Genomic DNA, 17585 nt, shown 5'->3' with positions numbered 1-17585 from the left:
ATGTCTGCAGCCATTAACAAACCGATTGATATCAAAAAAAGCGTTATCGATTCGATCCTTGCCGGGTTGATTTCATTGATTGTGTTCGGGCCGATCGTGGGGGTTGTGCTCGACGGCTATAGCTTTAACCTGCAGCCAGCGCGTGTTGGCTGGCTGGTGGCGATTGTGATGGTGGGGCGGTTTGTCCTGAGCCTGTTCCTGCAAACGTCCAAGGGTTTGAAGATCCTTCAGAGCTTTGAGTCCAGCGGTTCTGGCGTGCACGTGCTGCCACCCGATTACAAATCGCGGCTGCGCTGGATCGTGCCACTGCTGATCGTGATTGCCATCGTGTTCCCGTTTTTTGCCAACAAGTACATCCTGACCGTGGTCATCCTCGGCCTGATCTACGTGCTGCTCGGCCTTGGGCTGAACATCGTGGTCGGGTTGGCGGGCTTGCTTGATCTGGGGTACGTGGCCTTCTACGCCATCGGTGCTTATGGCCTGGCGCTGGGTTATCAGTACCTTGGGCTGGGCTTCTGGTCGGTGCTGCCGCTGGCGGCCATTGCGGCGGCGATGGCGGGGTGCATTCTCGGGTTTCCGGTATTGCGAATGCATGGGGATTACTTGGCCATCGTGACCCTGGGTTTTGGTGAAATCATTCGCCTGATCCTCAATAATTGGCTGTCGTTTACCGGTGGGCCCAACGGTATGCCGGTGCCTTCACCGACGTTTCTCGGGCTGGAGTTTGGCCGCGTAGCCAAAGAGGGCGGGGTGCCGTTCCACCAGTTTTTCGGCCTGGACTACAACCCCAATATCAAATTCCTGTTTATCTACATCGTGCTGTTTCTGGTGGTGCTGCTGGTGCTGTACATCAAGCACCGCCTGACTCGCATGCCGATTGGCCGCGCCTGGGAAGCGCTGCGCGAAGACGAAATCGCCTGTCGCTCCATGGGCCTGAACCACGTGCTGGTCAAACTCTCGGCGTTCACCATCGGTGCTTCCACTGCAGGTCTTGCCGGGGTGTTCTTTGCCAGTTATCAGGGTTTTGTAAACCCGTCCTCGTTTACCTTTTTCGAGTCGGCACTGATCCTCGCCATTGTGGTGCTCGGCGGCATGGGCTCGACGGTGGGCGTGGTGATCGCTGCGTTCGTGCTGACCGTGGCACCTGAACTGCTGCGCAGCTTTGCCGAATACCGGGTGCTGCTGTTTGGTGTATTGATGGTGTTGATGATGATCTGGCGACCGCGGGGCCTGATCCGCATCAGCCGTGTCGGGGTCACACCACGCAAGGGGGTTGCGCCATGAACGAACCCACTCTGAATGACGACGTTGTGCTCTCGGTCGATAAACTGATGATGCACTTTGGCGGGATCAAGGCCCTGAGCGATGTCAGCCTCAAGGTCAAGCGCAACTCGATCTTTGCCCTGATTGGCCCCAACGGTGCCGGTAAAACCACCGTGTTCAACTGCCTGACCGGGTTCTACAAGGCCAGTGGCGGCAAGATCGAACTCAATGCCCGAGGCACACGCACCAACGTCATCAAGTTGTTGGGCGAGCCGTTCAAGTTGACTGACTTCGTATCGCCCAAGGCGTTCGCCAGTCGTCTGTACTACAAAATGTTCGGTGGTACTCATCTGGTCAACCGCTCAGGTCTGGCCCGCACCTTTCAGAACATTCGCCTGTTCAAGGAAATGTCGGTGCTGGAAAACCTGCTGGTGGCCCAGCACATGTGGGTCAACCGCAGCATGCTCGCCGGTATCCTCAACACCAAGGGCTATCGCAAGGCCGAAAGCGATGCGCTGGACCACGCGTTCTACTGGCTGGAGGTGGTCGATCTGGTGGACTGCGCCAACCGCTTGGCTGGCGAGTTGTCCTACGGTCAGCAGCGGCGGTTGGAGATTGCGCGGGCCATGTGTACCCGCCCGCAAATCATCTGTCTCGATGAACCGGCGGCTGGCCTCAACCCGCAGGAAACCGAAGCGTTGAGCGCAATGATTCGCCTGTTGCGCGACGAACACGACCTGACCGTGGTGCTGATCGAGCACGACATGGGCATGGTCATGAGTATTTCCGATCACATCGTGGTGCTCGACCACGGGAACGTGATTGCCGAGGGCGGGCCTGATGCTATTCGTAACGACCCGAAAGTGATTGCTGCCTACCTCGGCGCAGACGAAGAGGAGCTGATATGACGAGCACGATCCTCGAACTCAAGGAACTGGACGTTCACTACGGGCCGATCCAGGCGTTGAAAAAAGTGTCGATGCATATTGAAGAGGGCGAGACCGTGAGCCTGATCGGCTCCAACGGCGCGGGCAAATCCACGCTGCTGATGTCGATTTTTGGTCAGCCCCGTGCCAGCGGCGGGCAAATCATCTACCAGGGCGTGGACATCACTCACAAGTCCTCGCACTACATTGCCTCCAACGGCATCGCCCAGTCGCCCGAAGGCCGTCGCGTGTTTCCGGACATGTCTGTGGAAGAAAACCTGCTGATGGGCACCATCCCCATTGGCGACAAGCATGCCGACGAAGACATGCAGCGCATGTTCGAGTTGTTTCCCAGGCTCAAGGAGCGGCGTAACCAGCGGGCCATGACCATGTCGGGCGGCGAGCAGCAAATGCTTGCGATCGCCCGGGCACTGATGAGCCGTCCCAAGTTGTTATTACTGGATGAGCCCAGCCTGGGGTTGGCGCCCATCGTGGTGAAACAGATTTTTGCCACCCTGCGCGAACTGGCCACAACGGGTATGACCATCTTCCTGGTCGAGCAGAACGCCAACCACGCCCTGCGGTTGTCCGATCGCGCCTATGTAATGGTCAACGGTGAAATCCGCCTGACCGGCACCGGCAAGGAGCTGCTGAGTAATGAAGAAGTGCGCAATGCGTACTTGGGCGGGCACTAGCCGAAAGACATGACCCCGTAGTCGCAGCCTTCGTTCCTCGGCAGCGACTACGGGGGGTGAGAGTGTCTCTTTGTCAGACAATTTCCTTCCCGTACAACCCCCGCCCCAAATTGTGGAAAACAATATTTCAACTCTGTGAAACCGCGACATAAAGCCGCTGTAATCCCCTGTTTTGTCATCATTTTGACTTGTCCCCGTTTGCTGTGGAGGTGGCTGTGGGTAACGTGGGAGTAGTTGGCTGTAGGCCTTTATTTACAAGGCCTGTAGAGATGTGGTTGTTTTTTGATCAGTGCTTTTTGCCTGGCTCCCCAGGTGATTTGTCAACAGGTTTGTTTGGTCATAAAGAGCGACCGGAAATAATGACTAACCTGTGGATAAGTCTGTGGTTAAACTCTGGAAAGAATGCGCTAGGCGGTATAATTACTGGCCTCTGGCTATCTGCAGGGTTTCCCTGGGTTGCACCTTTTTGGGGCGCCTGCATGTGGGGCGTGTCCAGGTCAAGTCAAAAACACCTTTTCCTGTGCTCTATCCCTTGTGGACTGTGGCTTTGAGTATTTTCGACTTACACCCAAAGACTGTGGACGGGCCTGTGGATAAGGTGAGTGCATATGGCTCCAGCCCTTATGCACAGTGGCTTACCGGCGACTGATCGTTTTTTGTACAGCTTCGACCTGAATGCGCGATGGGTTGCCGCTGAACGTCAGCCGGGGCATTCTGCTCAACGTCCAATTCAACGGCGGCCGATGCCCGCCAGCCAAGGAGAACACGATGACTTCCACCCTGTTTATTACGGGCGCGACTTCCGGATTTGGTGAGGCGTGTGCGCGCAAGTTTGCACAAGCAGGCTGGAAACTGGTGCTGACGGGTCGGCGCGAAGATCGATTGAAAGCCCTGTGCGAAGAGTTGTCCAAGCAGACCGAGGTCCACGGCCTGGTGGTGGACGTGCGTGACCGTGTCGCGATGGAAGCCGCGATTGCCGATCTGCCGCCTTCGTTCAGCAAGTTGCGCGGGCTGATCAACAATGCGGGCCTGGCCCTGGGCACCGACCCGGCGCCCAAGTGTGACCTCGACGACTGGGAAACCATGGTCGACACCAACATCAAGGGCCTGCTCTACACCACCCGCCTGCTGCTGCCACGACTGATCGCCTACGGCCGCGGTGCCGGGATCGTCAACCTGGGTTCCATCGCCGGCAGCTACCCGTACCCTGGCAGCCACGTGTATGGCGGCACCAAGGCCTTCGTCAAACAGTTCTCCCTGAACCTGCGTTGCGACTTGCAGGGCACGGGTGTGCGGGTCAGCAACGTAGAGCCAGGCCTGTGCGAGAGCGAGTTCTCCATGGTGCGCTTCGGTGGCGACAAGGAACGTTACGATGCGACCTACCAGGGTGCTGAGCCGATTCAGCCCCAGGACATCGCCGAGACCATTTTCTGGGTGCTCAACACCCCGGCCCACATCAACATCAACCGCCTTGAGCTGATGCCCGTCACGCAGTCCTGGAGCGGTTTTGCGATCGAGCGCCACGCCAAGTAGTAAACTCACGCCTGGCAGCCCACCTGCGACCTCCTGAGGGGGTCGCATTCAATCGGGCTGAAAAGGAGTTTTTGTGAGTAACCGTGGTGAGCAGAAACTGCTCAAACAATCGACTGTATTAATGTTCGCGGTGGCCATTGCGGGCATTGCGACGGGTTTTATTTCGGGTTCTGAATCCATCATGTTCGATGGATTCTTCTCTTTGATCGCCACCTTTATCAAAGTACTGATGCTGATTACGGCGCAGCTGATCGCCAAGGAAAGCAACCAGCGTTTCCAGTTCGGCTTCTGGCACCTGGAGCCCATGGTGCTGCTGATCGAAGGCAGCTTCCTCTTGTTGATTGCGATCTATGCCTTTCTGAACGGTGTGTTCGGCATCATCAATGGCGGGCGCGACATCGAGCTGGGGATGGTGATTGTCTACGCAGCGGTGTTTACCGTGATCGAATTTGCGTACTACTTCTGGGTGCGGCGTAAAAACCGCAAGCTCAAGTCCACCCTGATCCAGTTCGACAACATCAGCTGGCTGGTGGACGCCATGCTGTCGGTGGGGCTGTTGATAAGTTTCGTCACGGCGCTGGTGCTCAAGCAGCAGGGTTATGCACAGTGGGCGGCCTACGTTGACCCGGCGATCCTGATTTTGCTGGCCCTGAGCATGCTGGCCCCGGCGTTCAAGATCCTCAAGCCGGCCTTGCGTGACGTCCTGGGGATAGCCCCGGACAGACTCGACGACAAGGTACGCGACGTGCTCGAAGACATGTCGGCACGCCATGGGTTTGAAGGCTACAAAACCTACGTGCAGAAGCATGGACGGGCGCGGTTTATCGAGATTCATATTGTGCTGCCAGCGGGTTATCCACTGACCAGCGTGAAGACACTCGATGCGTTGCGCGAAGAAATATCCGAACTACTGGGGGCTGCTGACAGTGCCCGCTGGCTGACCATCAGCTTTACCGGGGATCGCAAGTGGATTGCGTAACCCAAGGCCAGCGACTTTTTGTGGAAGGCGTCAGTTATTAAAGTACTGCGCCAACCCGCTGTAGCACGTCGCCAGGTGATACGGCGTGGTCGACGGCATGTCTTCGCGGCTGACATTCCCTGCGCCATCCCGGCATTCGTACCAGCCACCGGCATGTAAAAAGTGCTGTTGCAGCGCCAGCAACTGGCGTTGCAGACGTGGCTGGCTGTCGGAGCGCAAGGTCAAGGCGCGCAGGTATTCGGCTTGCGCCCAGATGCGCTGGGTGCCATCACGCAGGCTGCCATCGGGGGCCAGCATGCCGCATACCGCACCGCTCTGCGGGTCGACGCCCACCTGCTCGGCAAAGCCGAAAGCACGATCCAGTGACCCGTGCAGCGGTGTCTGGCGCAGCAGTGGTGAAGACTGCAGCAAAAAGAACCACTCAAACTGATGGCCCGGCTCAAACCAGTTATCCACAGCCCCGCGCGGTTTTTCGAGCATGACGTTATGCACAGGCTCGATAAAGCGCTGCTGCATGGCATCGGCCAGTGCGAGCAGTGCGCCATGCACGGGAGCATCGTCGCGCACCGACAGGGTGGCCAGAAAGGCTTCAGCCAAGTGCATCAACGGGTTTTGCAGGGGGCCGGTGTTCAGTGAAGTCCAGTCGCGATCCAGGCTGGCTTCGTACAGGCCGTTGCCATCACTGAAGCGTTCGGCCACCACCTCCAGCGCCCCATTGAGCGCCGACTCCACCAGCGGCTCGCGCACTTTGGCCCAGTAATGGGCGCACGCGAAGATGATAAAGGCGTGGGTGTAGAGGTCTTTGCGTTGATCCAGCGGCGCGCCGTCAGGGTCGATGCTGTAGAACCAGCCACCGTGTTCGGCGTCGTGAAAATGCTGGTGCAGCGAGCGGAACAGCGCCGCGGCGCGCTCAGTGGCGTCGGGGAAAGCCGGGTCATCGATCAGGCTGGCGAACAGGTACAGTTGCCGCGCACAGGCCATGGCGCGATAGCGCTGGGGTGGCAGCGGCCGATGTTCAGGGCTGAGTGCCTCGTAGGGCAGCGCCAGTTCGGCATTCCAGCCGGGGCCTTGCCAGAGCGGCACAATGACCTGGCGAAAATGCTGCTGAACGGCCGCAAACGTGGCGGTCAGTTCTAGCGGGAAGTCGGAGCTGGCTACATCAGGCATCGGCGGGCGTCGTCACGGCTGGGGCGTTTGCGCGACATGATACACCGTGATTCCCTGGATGATCTCAACTCTGAATACGCGAGTGTAAATGTGGGAGCGGGCTTGCTCGCGATGCCATCGCGAGCAAGCCCGCTCCCACGGGTCAAACCAATAAACCCTGACGCTCGATAAACGCCACGATGGCATCCAGGCCAAGCCCGGTCTTTTGGTTGCTGAACACAAACGGCTTTTCGCCGCGCATGCGCCGCGTGTCGCTGTCCATCAGTTCCAGCGAGGCGCCCACCAGTGGCGCCAGGTCGATCTTGTTGATCACCAGCAAGTCGGATTTACAGATCCCCGGTCCCCCCTTGCGTGGCAATTTGTCCCCGGCGGACACGTCGATCACGTAGATCGTCAGGTCGGACAGTTCCGGGCTGAAGGTGGCCGACAAGTTATCCCCACCCGATTCCACCAGAATCAGGTCCAGCCCCGGAAAACGGCGGTTCAACTGATCCACGGCTTCCAGGTTGATCGACGCATCTTCACGAATCGCCGTGTGCGGGCAGCCACCGGTTTCAACCCCGATAATGCGCTCCGGGGCCAGCGCCTCATTGCGCACCAGAAAGTCGGCATCTTCACGGGTATAGATATCGTTGGTGACGACGGCCAGGTTGTACTTATCGCGCAACGCCAGGCACAGGGCCAGGGTGAGTGCGGTTTTGCCGGAGCCCACCGGGCCACCGATGCCAACACGCAAAGGCTGTGTGTTCATTACATTCTCCTAGGAACGAAACAGGCGGCTGTACTGGCGCTCGTGGGCCATGCTCGCCAACGACAGGCCGAAAGCGGCGCTGCCCAAGTGGGATGAGTCGAGGGTGCTGGCGTGTTGCTGTGCCTGTTGCAGGGCGGGCGACAACTCACTGGTCATGCGTTGGGCCGCTTGCTGGCCCAGTGGCAGGGTTTTCATCAGTACCGCCAGTTGGTTTTCCAGCCAGCTCCAGAGCCAAGCGGCCAGCGCGTCTGAAGGACTGATGCTCCAGGCGCGTGCAGCCAATGCCCAGCCAAGCGCCAGATGTGGCTCACGCTGTTGTGCGAGAAACAACCGTGCGGGCTCGTCCAGTTCCGGCAAACCGGTGAGCAACTGTTGCAAGGAATAGCCCATTTGCCGGCTTTCCTGATGCAGTTCGCGGGTTTCACGGCTGGCGCGCTGTTCATCGCACAGCCGCTGCAAGGTGTTCCAGTCCTGGTCGGCCGCCGCCTGGCAATGGGCGAGCAGCAACGGCGCTTCGAAGCGGGCCAGATTGAGCAGCAATTGATCGCTGATCCAGCGCGCGGCCGTCACAGGATCAGTGACACGGCCATTCTCGACGGCCATTTCCAGCCCTTGGGAATAGCTGTAGCCACCGATGGGCAGTTGCGGGCTGGCCAAGCGCAACAGCGCCCAGGCCGGATTCACAGGCGAACGCCAAATTGATGCAGGCGCGGCGCGTAGTTGAAGTCTTCTTCACCCGCACGGGAGTGATGATGGCCGCCGCCATAGGCGCCGTGTTCCGGTTGAAATGGCGCTTCAATGGCCTCGGTGTGTGCACCCAATTGCTCCAGCATGGCCTTGAGCACATAGTCATCGAGCAGGCGCAACCAGCCATCACCCACTTGCAGGGCAACATGGCGGTTGCCCAGGTGATAAGCCGCACGGGTCAGTTCAAAGGCATCGCGGCAGGTGACATGCAGCAGTTTTTCCGGGCTGGCGCACACGCGTACGATTCGTCCGTCCTGGGCCTGGAGAAATTCGCCGTCATTCAAGGGCGCCTGGCCGCGGTCAAGGAACAGTCCCACGTCTTCGCCACTGCTGCTGAAACAGCGCAGGCGGCTTTTGCTCCGGGCTTCGAAGTTGAGGTGTAGCTCGGCGCTCCACACGGGGTGGGGCTGGATTCTGCGATGAATCACCAACATCGGAAGGCATCCTGCAATTGACATTACCCAAGCCAGAGCAAGGGGCTTGCCAACCCGGGTGACGGGTGCAAATACAGGCCCAAAAAGGGTGCAGGACGATGAGGGTGTTCCAAACGGGTGCGCAGGGGGTGCGAAGGCGCACCAACACAGTGCGCCAACGATTACTCCGTGCTGCCCAAACCTTTCCAGTGCTTGAGCCCGATAAAGATAAATCGCAGCTGCTGGCTGATTTTGGCCTGGGGTTGCAGGTGATCGGGCAGGGTGTCAGCAGGCGGATCAATCACGTCGGGCAGGGCGGCAAACACGCTTTTGACCACCAGATCGGCGATCACGGTCAGGCCGGCATGGTCCAGGTGCTGCAACTTGGGCTTGGAGCCAAGATCTGCTGCCAGGTCCGACGTGATGTCTTCACGCAGTGCGCCAATGGCCTGGCGAACCGGTTGGGAACCGCCGTACTGCTCGCGGGCCAAAAACAGAAACTGCGAGCGATTGGCCTCTACCACGTCGAGAAAGATGCGCACCGACGCGTTGATCACGCCGCCCATGAACAGTTCGTTGTGGCGCACCAGGCGAATGGTTTCGCGAAAGGTCTGGCCGACTTCACTGACCAGTGCCAGGCCCAGCTGGTCCATGTCGCTGAAGTGACGATAAAAACCGGTAGGCACGATGCCCGCCGTTTTTGCGACTTCGCGCAGGCTCAGGCTGCCAAAGCCGCGACCCGATTCCATCAAGTGGCGGGCAGCATCCATCAGCGCAAGGCGGGTTTGTTGCTTCTGTTCGGCGCGGGGCAGCATCGGGGCTGGTATTCCAGACAAGTACAGCGGCGCACTCTAGCAAATCGGCTTTGATGGCGTCGAACGGTGTGCTGCACAAAGTGTGGGGGCGGGCTCGCTCGCGATGCAGGCGGCGTGTTCTATCGGGCTATCGACGGGGATGCTGTTGCGAGCAGGCCCGCTCCCACACAAACAGATGACTCAGCTTGCACGTTGATTGCGCTCGGCCAGACGATCAGCGCCACCTTCGGCGACAAACTGATTGCTTGGGGTGTGATCGTAGCCATCTTCAGCGACGCGATTTTGCTGATCCAGGGTACGTTGCGCGCCATCTTCAGCCACCGGGTTGAGGGGTTGGCTCAACGTGCTCGATGCAGGTTGTACCATTGGGGTTGGCTCGTCGTCGGCTGGCAGGGCAAAAGCGTTGACGGCGAAAAGTGAAAGGGTAAGGCCAAGCAGTAATGGGCGTTTCATGGTGTGTGCTCCGTAGCAGTGCAACTAAGTAGGTGTTGTGGCAATGCTACGCTTGGCTACCGGATATCAAAGTTCATACGGGCAATGGTGATAATCGACAGAATTGATTGTTCAGGTTCGGGGGCTCTAGCCTGAGGCTTCCGAGGTTTTTTACACGAAAGTCGTACCGGGGTTAAACCTTCAGACGTCTTTGCCAGTCGTACATTCAGAGGCGTCGTAACTGGGACGTTGAGTCGAATTCAAGGAGCCGCGACATGACGCGCACCCGTAAAACCCTTGCCTGGACAGGCGGTATTCTCGTGCTGTTGGTGGCCGTGCTGGTGGTGATTCTCGCTACCTTCGACTGGAACCGCATCAAGCCGACCCTCAACACCAAAGTGTCCGAAATCCTTCATCGCCCGTTTGCCATCAACGGTGATCTGGCCGTGCGCTGGCAGCGTGAAGAGGACGAGGGCGGGTGGCGCGCCTGGGTGCCCTGGCCCCATGTGATTGCCCAAGACCTGACCCTTGGCAATCCTGAATGGTCGAAAACGGCGCAAATGGCCAGCCTCAAGAAAGTCGAGCTGCGCCTGTCGCCGCTGGCACTGCTGACCCAAACGGTGGATATCCCGCGCATCAACCTGACCGAGCCCAGCGCCAACCTTGAGCGTCTGGCCGATGGCCGGGCGAACTGGAACTTCACGTTCGACCCCAAGGACCCGAACGCCGAGCCGTCAGCGTGGACCGTTGATATAGGCGCCATCGGCTTCGACAAGGGCCACGTGACGTTAAATGACCAAACCCTCAAAGCCCGACTGGATGTGCTGATCGATCCACTGGGCAAACCTGTCCCCTTCAGGGAAATCGTCGGCGAAGCGGACGCGAAAAAGGCCCTGGAGAAAGGTGGCCAGGCGCAAGACTATGCCTTCGCCCTCAAGGTCAAAGGCCAGTACCACGACCAGAAACTCAACGGTACGGGCAAGATTGGCGGCCTGCTGGCCTTGCAGGACGCGACCAGGCCTTTCCCGCTGCAAGCCCAGGTCAGCATTGCCGATACACAGGTAGCGCTGGCCGGGACCTTGACCGATCCGCTGAATCTGGGAGCGCTGAACCTGCGCCTGAAGCTGGCCGGTACCAGCCTGAGCAACCTCTATCCGTTGACCGGCGTGACCTTGCCGGATTCACCGCCGTACTCGACCGACGGGCATTTGATCGCCCAATTGCGTGACCCCGGTGGAGCCACCTTCAGCTATGAAAACTTCAACGGCAAAATCGGTAGCAGTGATATTCACGGCGACCTGAAATACGTGGCCAGCCAGCCGCGGCCGAAGCTGTCTGGCAAGCTGGTGTCCAACCAACTGCTGATGGCTGACCTGGCTCCTTTGATCGGCGCCGACTCCAACACCCAGCAAAAGGCCCGGGGCGGTGAAAGCAAGCAGCCAGCGGGTAAAGTGCTGCCGGTCGAAGAATTTCGCACCGAGCGCTGGCGCGACATGGACGCCGACGTTGAACTCACCGGCAAGCGCATCGTGCAGAGCGCCGAGTTGCCGTTTACCGACCTGTTCACCCATCTGGTACTCAATGACGGCGAGCTGAGCCTTGAGCCGCTGCGCTTTGGCGTGGCGGGCGGCAAGCTGGATGCGCAGATCCGCCTCAATGGTCGTGCGACGCCGTTGAAAGGCAGCGCCAAATTGACGGCGCGCAACTTCAAGCTCAAGCAGCTGTTTCCCACGTTTGAACCGATGAAGACCAGCTTCGGTGAACTCAATGGCGATGCCACGATTGCCGGGACCGGCAACTCGGTGGCCAAGTTGTTGGGTACTGCCAATGGTGATTTGAAAATGATCATCAATGATGGCGCCATCAGTCGCAGCCTGATGGAGATAGCTGGCTTGAACGTGGGCAACTACGTGGTGGGCAAGATTTTTGGCGACGAAGACGTCAAAATCAACTGCGCGGCAGCGGGCTTCGGGATCAAGAGCGGTCTGGCCAGCTCCCGGCTGTTTGTGTTCGATACCGAGAACGCGATTATCTACATCGACGGTACGGTCAACTTCGCCACCGAGCAGCTCGACTTGAAAATCACCCCTGAGTCCAAGGGCCTGCGCTTGTTTTCGCTGCGTTCACCGCTGTATGTGCGCGGTACCTTCGCCAACCCCTCGGCGGGCGTGCAAGCCGTACCGTTGCTGTTGCGCGGTGCCGGCATGGTGGCGCTGGGCGTGATTGCAGGCCCGGCGGCAGGGTTGCTGGCATTGGTTGCGCCAAGTGGCGGCGAACCCAACCAGTGCGCGCCACTGCTGCAGCAAATGCAGCAGGGCAAAGTGCCGAAAACGGTGAAATAAGCCCTGCTGAACGGATCTAGCCGCTGCCACCGCAAGGCCTTTGCCTTGAATGCCAAAGAGGGCCGCTGCGCTGCCCATCGCAGCCTGCGGCAGCGGCCACAGGTTGAGACAGAGCGATCAGGCTTTGCGAAGTGGCGTAGTCCACCGTTCCGACAGAATCACACCGCCCAGGGTCAGTGCGCCGCCAATCAGGTGGTAGGCATGCAATTGCTCTTTCAACACCACGGCAGCAATCAGTGCCGTAATCAACGGCAACAGATTGAAAAACAGCGTGGTGCGACTCGGGCCCAGGGTGGCGACGGCTTTCATCCAGGCCAAGGGCGCGATCATCGACGCCAGCACACAGGCGTAGAGCACCAGTCCCATGTTGTGAACGGACGGGCCGACCTTGGGGGAGGCCAGGTACAGCGGGAACAGCACCACAATCGCCACGAGCACCTGCATGTACAGCATCTGCAGTGGCGGCAGGCGCAGCTGCCATTTTTTCAGCAGCGTGCTGTAAATCGCGTAGGCCAGGGTGGCGACCAGCATCATCGCGTCGCCCAGGTTCAGGCCATGATCGAGCAAGGCCGCGAGACTGCCGCTCGACACCACCACCAGTACCCCGACAAACGAGACAATGGCGCCCACCAATGCTCCGGCCGTCAGGCGCTGGCCCAGGCTGATGATCGACATCGCAAGCACCATCAATGGCATCAGCGACAGGATAATGCCCATATTGGTGGCTGAGGTCCGGGCTGCCGCGTAGTAGGCCAGGCTTTGGTAAATCGCCATGCCAAGCACGCCGAGGACGAAGATCTTGCCCAGGTTCGCACGGATGACAGGCCAGTTGGCCATGACCGGTTTGAGCATAAAGGGCGTGAACAGCAGGCCGGCCAGCAGCCAGCGGTAAAAGCCGATTTCGGAGGGGAAGATTGCGCCCACTGCCAACTTGTTAATCACGGTATTGCCGGCCCAGATAAAAATGGCCAGTAGCGGGTAAGCGTATTGCATCAGGACAACCACACGATTAATAAGCGGCGATTATCCACTGTCAGCCAGCAAGTCGCGATGTTTGAGCGCCAGAGGGTGCAACGGATAACGATGTAACAGAGTTTGTCTACACTTCAGTGAATTGCGCTGCCACTTGGCGCGTCAACAAGGAGAAAACTCCATGAAGATGTTGCGTGTTCCTCTGCTGCTGATCGGTCTGCTGCTGTGCTCCCAGGGTTTTGCGGCCACTGCCCAGCAGAACAAAATGACCACCTGTAACGCTGACGCCAGTGCCAAAGCCCTCAAGGGTGATGAGCGCAAAGCCTTTATGAGCACCTGCCTCAAAGCCAAACCGGCCACGCAGCAAGACAAAATGAAAACCTGCAACGCCACCGCCGGTACCCAGGACCTCAAGGGCGATGCGCGCAAAGCCTTCATGAGTGATTGCCTGAAGAAAAAATAAAGCCTGCCTGTGTAGCCGCTGAGGAGCGGAGCGAGGCTGCGATCGAGGACTGCATTTACGACGACTACGTCGCCGGTCGCAGCCTCGCTCCGCTCCTCAGCGGCTACAAGGGGTGTGTAAATTCTAGTGCTCCCCGCCGAAGGCTGGCAGACTGCCTTTCCTTTCACGCTGTCAGTTTTGAGGCTGTATGCCATCGTTTTCTCAGCGTCACATCGTGTTGGCCAGCTACATCATCATTGCTGGCGGCTTGCTACTGGTCTTTCCGTTGCGTTTGTTGCCCAGCCTGCTGGCAGGGTTGTTGGTGTTCGAACTGGTCAACATGCTCACCCCCCAACTGCAGCGCCTGATTGCCGGGCGTCGTGCGCGGTGGCTGGCAGTGGCGTTGCTGGGCACGCTGATTGTCAGTGTGCTGGCGCTGATTTTTGCCGGAGCCATCAGCTTTTTGCTGCATGAAGCCGAAAACCCTGGGGCATCACTCAACAAATTCATGGCCGTGGTTGACCGGGCTCGGGGTCAATTGCCGCCGTTTCTGGACAGTTACCTGCCTGCCAGCGCTGCCGAGTTTCGGATTGCCATCGGGCAGTGGATGAACAAGCACCTCAGCGATCTGCAACTGGTGGGCAAAGACGCGGCACACATGTTCGTGACCCTGCTGATCGGCATGGTGCTGGGGGCCATCATGGCCTTGCAGACCATTCCCGATATCAGCCGTCGCAAGCCGCTGTCTGCCGCGCTGTTCGAGCGTCTGCACCTGCTGGTACAGGCGTTTCGCAATATTGTGTTCGCGCAGATCAAGATTGCGCTGCTCAACACCGCGTTTACCGGAGTCTTTCTGGCCGTGATCCTGCCGCTGCTTGGCGTTCACTTGCCGCTGACCAAAACCCTGATCGTGCTGACTTTCCTGCTGGGCTTGCTGCCGGTGATCGGCAACCTGATCTCCAACACGCTGATCACCATAGTCGGCTTGTCGCTGTCGATCTGGGTGGCGGTGGGTGCGTTGGGCTACCTGATCGTTATCCACAAGCTGGAGTACTTTCTCAACGCCAGAATTGTGGGCGGGCAGATCAGCGCCAAATCGTGGGAATTGCTGCTGGCGATGCTGGTATTCGAGGCCGCCTTCGGCCTGCCGGGTGTGGTAGCCGGGCCGATTTACTATGCGTACCTGAAGAGTGAGTTGAAGCAGGTGGGGCTGGTTTAACAGCTCACCCTGACCCTCTCCCGGTGGGAGAGGGTTGGGGTGAGGGTATTAGCCGTAACGCTTTTTAGCTTCAATCGCCAAACCGCTGCCGATGCTGCCGAAGATGTTGCCTTCAACGTGTCGGGCATTGGGCAGCATGGCTGCTACGCTCTGGCGCAATGCCGGAATGCCGCTCGAACCCCCGGTGAAGAACACTGTATCCACCTGCTCGACACCCACGCCTGCACTGGTGAGCAGGTTGGTCACGCTGTTGCGGATGCGCTCCAGCTGATTGTCGATGGCGGCTTCGAACATCCCGCGGCTCAAGTCCACGCTCAGCCCCGCTTCAACCCGATCCAGCGGCAAGTGACGGCTGTCGTTGTGGGTCAACTGGATCTTGGTTTCTTCGATTTCCATCGCCAGCCAGTGACCGGCACGCTGCTCGATCAGCTTGAACAGACGGTCGATGCCACCGGTGTCCTCAATGTCGTAGCGCATGCTGCCCAGGGCCAACTGGGATTTTTGCGAGTACACCGAGTTGATGGTGTGCCAGGTCGCCAGGTTCATGTGGTGGCTGGTGGGCATGTAGGCCCCGCTTTTCATGCGGCTGCCGTAGCCGAACAGCGGCATCACGCCTTGCAGGCTCAGTTGTTTGTCGAAGTCGGTCCCGCCCACGTGCACACCGCCGGTGGCGAGGATATCGTCCTGGCGGTTGTCCATGCCACGACGCTCGGGCGACAGACGCACCAGGGAGAAGTCGGAGGTACCGCCACCGATGTCGACGATCAGTACCAGCTCTTCGCGTTCGATAGTGGACTCATAGTCGAATGCCGCCGCGATCGGTTCGTACTGGAAGGACACTTCCTTGAACCCGATGGCACGGGCCACGTCGGTCAGGGTGTTTTCGGCTTCCTGGTCGGCCAGGGGATCGTCATCGACGAAAAAAACCGGGCGTCCCAGCACCACTTCTTCAAATTCTCGACCGGCGGTCGCTTCGGCGCGTTTTTTAAGCTGAGCGATAAACAGCCCCAGCAAGTCCTTGAACGGCATCGCCGTGCCCAGAACGCTGGTGTCGTGCTTGATCAGCTTGGAGCCCAGCAGGCTCTTGAGCGAGCGCATCAGGCGGCCTTCGTAGCCTTCCAGGTACTCATGCAGCGCCAGACGGCCATACACCGGGCGGCGTTCTTCAATATTGAAGAACACCACTGAGGGCAGGGTGATCTTGTCGTCCTCCAGCGCGATGAGGGTTTCCACGCCTGGGCGAAGCCAGCCGACGGTGGAGTTGGACGTGCCGAAGTCGATACCGCAGGCACGTGCTGGAGAGGCGCTTTTCATGTCTTTCATGTTCCGGTTAAAAAACGGCCGCGCAGTGTATGTCAGACCGCTGAAGAATCGAAGGGCGACGATTCGCTAATTCGTAGGTTTTAATCCACTTGAAAGACTATCCTTCACCCCCAAACTTCCAGACATTGGCTTGGTAGTTGTCAGGCGATTGAGTGAAGCCCGTAGGCTGCCGATAAACTTTTGCAGCGGCGTTCCGTCACATGATTGAGACCGGTCAATCGACAGGCCGGTCAGCCAGAGCATTCTGGGTGACCTGGAACGGCGCGATATTGATAACGGATGGTGATCCTTACATGGACTTCAAAGACTATTACAAGATCCTGGGTGTCGAGCCCACGGCTGACGACAAGGCGATCAAGACCGCCTATCGCAAGCTGGCGCGCAAATATCACCCGGATGTCAGCAAGGAAAAGGACGCCGAGAGCAAGTTCAAGGACGTCAACGAAGCGTATGAAGCACTGAAAAGTGCCGAAAAACGCGCGGAATACGATGAGATTCGTCAGTACGGCCAGCATGGCCAGCCCTTCCAGGGGCCGCCGGGCTGGCAGGGTCATTCCAGTGGTGGTTTCGAGAACAACGGCGATTTTTCAGACTTTTTCAGCTCGATCTTCGGTTCGCGCGGTAATGGATTTGGTGGGCAATCGGGCCGCAGTGCGGGCCGTCGCGGGCAGGATGTAGAAATGGAATTGCCGATTTTTCTTGAAGAAACCCTGTCTGGTGAGTCGAAGCAGATCAGCTTCCAGATCGGCGATACCAGCAAGACCCTGAGCGTGAAAATTCCTGCCGGTGTGACCGACGGCGAACGCATCCGCCTTAAAGGGCAGGGCGCGCCGGGCATGGGCGGCGGAGCAAACGGTGATCTGTACCTGATCATCCGTTTTGCGCCGCACCCTAAATTCGATGTCGAAGGCCACGACCTGGTCATCACGGTGCCATTGGCCCCGTGGGAAGCTGCGCTGGGCACCAAGGTGGCGATACCGACCCTGACCAGCAAGGTGATGATGACCATTCGCCCTGACAGCCAGAGCGGTCAGCGCTTGCGCATCAAGGGCCACGGCCTGGCGGACAAGAAAGGCCAGCGCGGTGATTTGTATGCCCAATTGAAAGTGGTCATGCCCAAACAGACCGACGAGGCCACCAAAGCACTGTGGCAAGAACTCGCCGACAAAGCTGCATTTGACCCGAGAGAACAATGGAGTAACTGATCATGAGCAGCACCCTGATCGTTCAGCTGGACATGGAAAGGTTCTGCGAAGAGGCCAATATCCCGGCCACTTACGTGATAGAGATTGTCGAACACGGAATTATCGAACCTCAGGGCCGCACGCCTGACGTGTGGCGTTTTGAAGACTACGAATTGGTCATCGCCAGGCGTGCGGCCAAGCTGCGTGATGATCTGCACATAGAGTGGGAAGGCGTCGCCCTGGCGCTGGACCTGCTCGAAGAAGTGCAGCAGTTGCGGGCCGAAAACCAGCGGCTCAAGCAGCAGTTGGGGCGCTTTGTGACGCAATAGAAGCATGCCCACAGGCTTTGTGGGCGCTGGCTTGCCTGCGATGCAGACGACGC

General features: G+C 58.8%; 18 protein-coding genes. 10 read left to right on the top strand and 8 right to left on the bottom strand.

Annotated features, from left to right (window positions below):
• The 5 genes from livM (at nt 1) to V6P94_RS00600 (ending at nt 5396) form a co-directional block, all read left to right on the top strand.
• The gene (livM, locus tag V6P94_RS00620; protein ID WP_133076619.1) at nt 1-1284 is read left to right on the top strand and encodes a high-affinity branched-chain amino acid ABC transporter permease LivM; all 1284 of its coding nucleotides are present in this window, start codon (nt 1-3) and stop codon (nt 1282-1284) included.
• Nucleotides 1281-2171, top strand: coding sequence for an ABC transporter ATP-binding protein (locus tag V6P94_RS00615; protein WP_133076618.1), 891 nt, complete (start codon nt 1281-1283; stop codon nt 2169-2171). The genes livM and V6P94_RS00615 overlap by 4 nt, the downstream gene beginning before the upstream one ends.
• Nucleotides 2168-2884 carry an ABC transporter ATP-binding protein gene (locus V6P94_RS00610; RefSeq protein WP_019826195.1) on the top strand — a complete coding sequence of 239 codons (717 nt, stop codon included), beginning with the start codon at nt 2168-2170 and terminating at the stop codon, nt 2882-2884. Before V6P94_RS00615 ends, V6P94_RS00610 begins: the two co-directional genes overlap by 4 nt.
• 768 nt (nt 2885-3652) lie before the next feature.
• Nucleotides 3653-4417 carry an SDR family oxidoreductase gene (locus tag V6P94_RS00605; RefSeq protein WP_219262119.1) on the top strand — a complete coding sequence of 255 codons (765 nt, stop codon included), beginning with the start codon at nt 3653-3655 and terminating at the stop codon, nt 4415-4417.
• Between the two features lie 73 nt (nt 4418-4490).
• Complete coding sequence (locus tag V6P94_RS00600; RefSeq protein ID WP_326427486.1) at nt 4491-5396, top strand: cation diffusion facilitator family transporter; 906 nt, start codon at nt 4491-4493, stop codon at nt 5394-5396.
• A 30-nt stretch (nt 5397-5426) separates the two neighbouring features.
• Here the strand turns inward: V6P94_RS00600 and V6P94_RS00595 are convergent, their stop codons facing one another.
• From V6P94_RS00595 to V6P94_RS00570, 6 genes are all read right to left on the bottom strand, one after another.
• Entirely contained in the window at nt 5427-6563 is a 1137-nt protein-coding gene (locus V6P94_RS00595; RefSeq protein WP_219262117.1) for an AGE family epimerase/isomerase, read from the bottom strand.
• Between the two features lie 142 nt (nt 6564-6705).
• A complete protein-coding gene (gene ureG, locus V6P94_RS00590; RefSeq protein WP_133078726.1) occupies nt 6706-7314 on the bottom strand; it encodes an urease accessory protein UreG in 609 nt (202 codons plus the stop codon).
• 9 nt (nt 7315-7323) lie between these two features.
• Nucleotides 7324-7998, bottom strand: coding sequence for an urease accessory UreF family protein (locus tag V6P94_RS00585; protein ID WP_133078727.1), 675 nt, complete (start codon nt 7996-7998; stop codon nt 7324-7326).
• Nucleotides 7995-8495: an urease accessory protein UreE gene (ureE, locus tag V6P94_RS00580; RefSeq protein WP_133078728.1), complete on the bottom strand. Its 501-nt coding sequence runs from the start codon at nt 8493-8495 to the stop codon at nt 7995-7997. The genes V6P94_RS00585 and ureE overlap by 4 nt, the downstream gene beginning before the upstream one ends.
• Before the next feature lie 161 nt (nt 8496-8656).
• Complete coding sequence (locus V6P94_RS00575) at nt 8657-9289, bottom strand: TetR family transcriptional regulator (protein WP_046809184.1); 633 nt, start codon at nt 9287-9289, stop codon at nt 8657-8659.
• A gap of 180 nt (nt 9290-9469) precedes the next feature.
• Nucleotides 9470-9742, bottom strand: coding sequence for a hypothetical protein (locus V6P94_RS00570; protein ID WP_338648865.1), 273 nt, complete (start codon nt 9740-9742; stop codon nt 9470-9472).
• 254 nt (nt 9743-9996) lie between these two features.
• Between V6P94_RS00570 and V6P94_RS00565 the strand changes: the two genes are divergently transcribed.
• Entirely contained in the window at nt 9997-12063 is a 2067-nt protein-coding gene (locus tag V6P94_RS00565) for an AsmA family protein (RefSeq protein ID WP_338648864.1), read from the top strand.
• 117 nt (nt 12064-12180) lie between these two features.
• Here the strand turns inward: V6P94_RS00565 and V6P94_RS00560 are convergent, their stop codons facing one another.
• On the bottom strand, nt 12181-13056 hold the full coding sequence (locus tag V6P94_RS00560; protein WP_338648863.1) for a DMT family transporter: 876 nt from the start codon (nt 13054-13056) through the stop codon (nt 12181-12183).
• 160 nt (nt 13057-13216) lie between these two features.
• Between V6P94_RS00560 and V6P94_RS00555 the strand changes: the two genes are divergently transcribed.
• Together V6P94_RS00555 and V6P94_RS00550 are read left to right on the top strand one after the other, a co-directional pair.
• Entirely contained in the window at nt 13217-13498 is a 282-nt protein-coding gene (locus V6P94_RS00555) for a PsiF family protein (RefSeq protein ID WP_133078732.1), read from the top strand.
• Nucleotides 13499-13685: 187 nt separating this feature from the next.
• Nucleotides 13686-14696, top strand: a complete 1011-nt coding sequence (locus tag V6P94_RS00550; protein ID WP_133078733.1) for an AI-2E family transporter — start codon at nt 13686-13688, stop codon at nt 14694-14696.
• 48 nt (nt 14697-14744) lie between these two features.
• On the opposite strand, the gene V6P94_RS00545 is transcribed toward V6P94_RS00550, so the two are convergent.
• Complete coding sequence (locus V6P94_RS00545; protein WP_133078734.1) at nt 14745-16010, bottom strand: Hsp70 family protein; 1266 nt, start codon at nt 16008-16010, stop codon at nt 14745-14747.
• 302 nt (nt 16011-16312) lie between these two features.
• Between V6P94_RS00545 and cbpA the strand changes: the two genes are divergently transcribed.
• Both cbpA and V6P94_RS00535 read left to right on the top strand, forming a co-directional pair.
• On the top strand, nt 16313-17224 hold the full coding sequence (gene cbpA / locus V6P94_RS00540) for a curved DNA-binding protein (protein WP_133078735.1): 912 nt from the start codon (nt 16313-16315) through the stop codon (nt 17222-17224).
• A gap of 2 nt (nt 17225-17226) precedes the next feature.
• Entirely contained in the window at nt 17227-17532 is a 306-nt protein-coding gene (locus V6P94_RS00535; protein ID WP_133078736.1) for a chaperone modulator CbpM, read from the top strand.
• Nucleotides 17533-17585 lie beyond the last annotated feature (53 nt).

Source organism: Pseudomonas sp. ML2-2023-3, from assembly GCF_037055275.1.
GTDB lineage: Bacteria > Pseudomonadota > Gammaproteobacteria > Pseudomonadales > Pseudomonadaceae > Aquipseudomonas.
The sequence above is the reverse complement of the archived record's forward strand: the minus strand, read 5'-3'. Positions and strand labels throughout refer to the sequence as shown.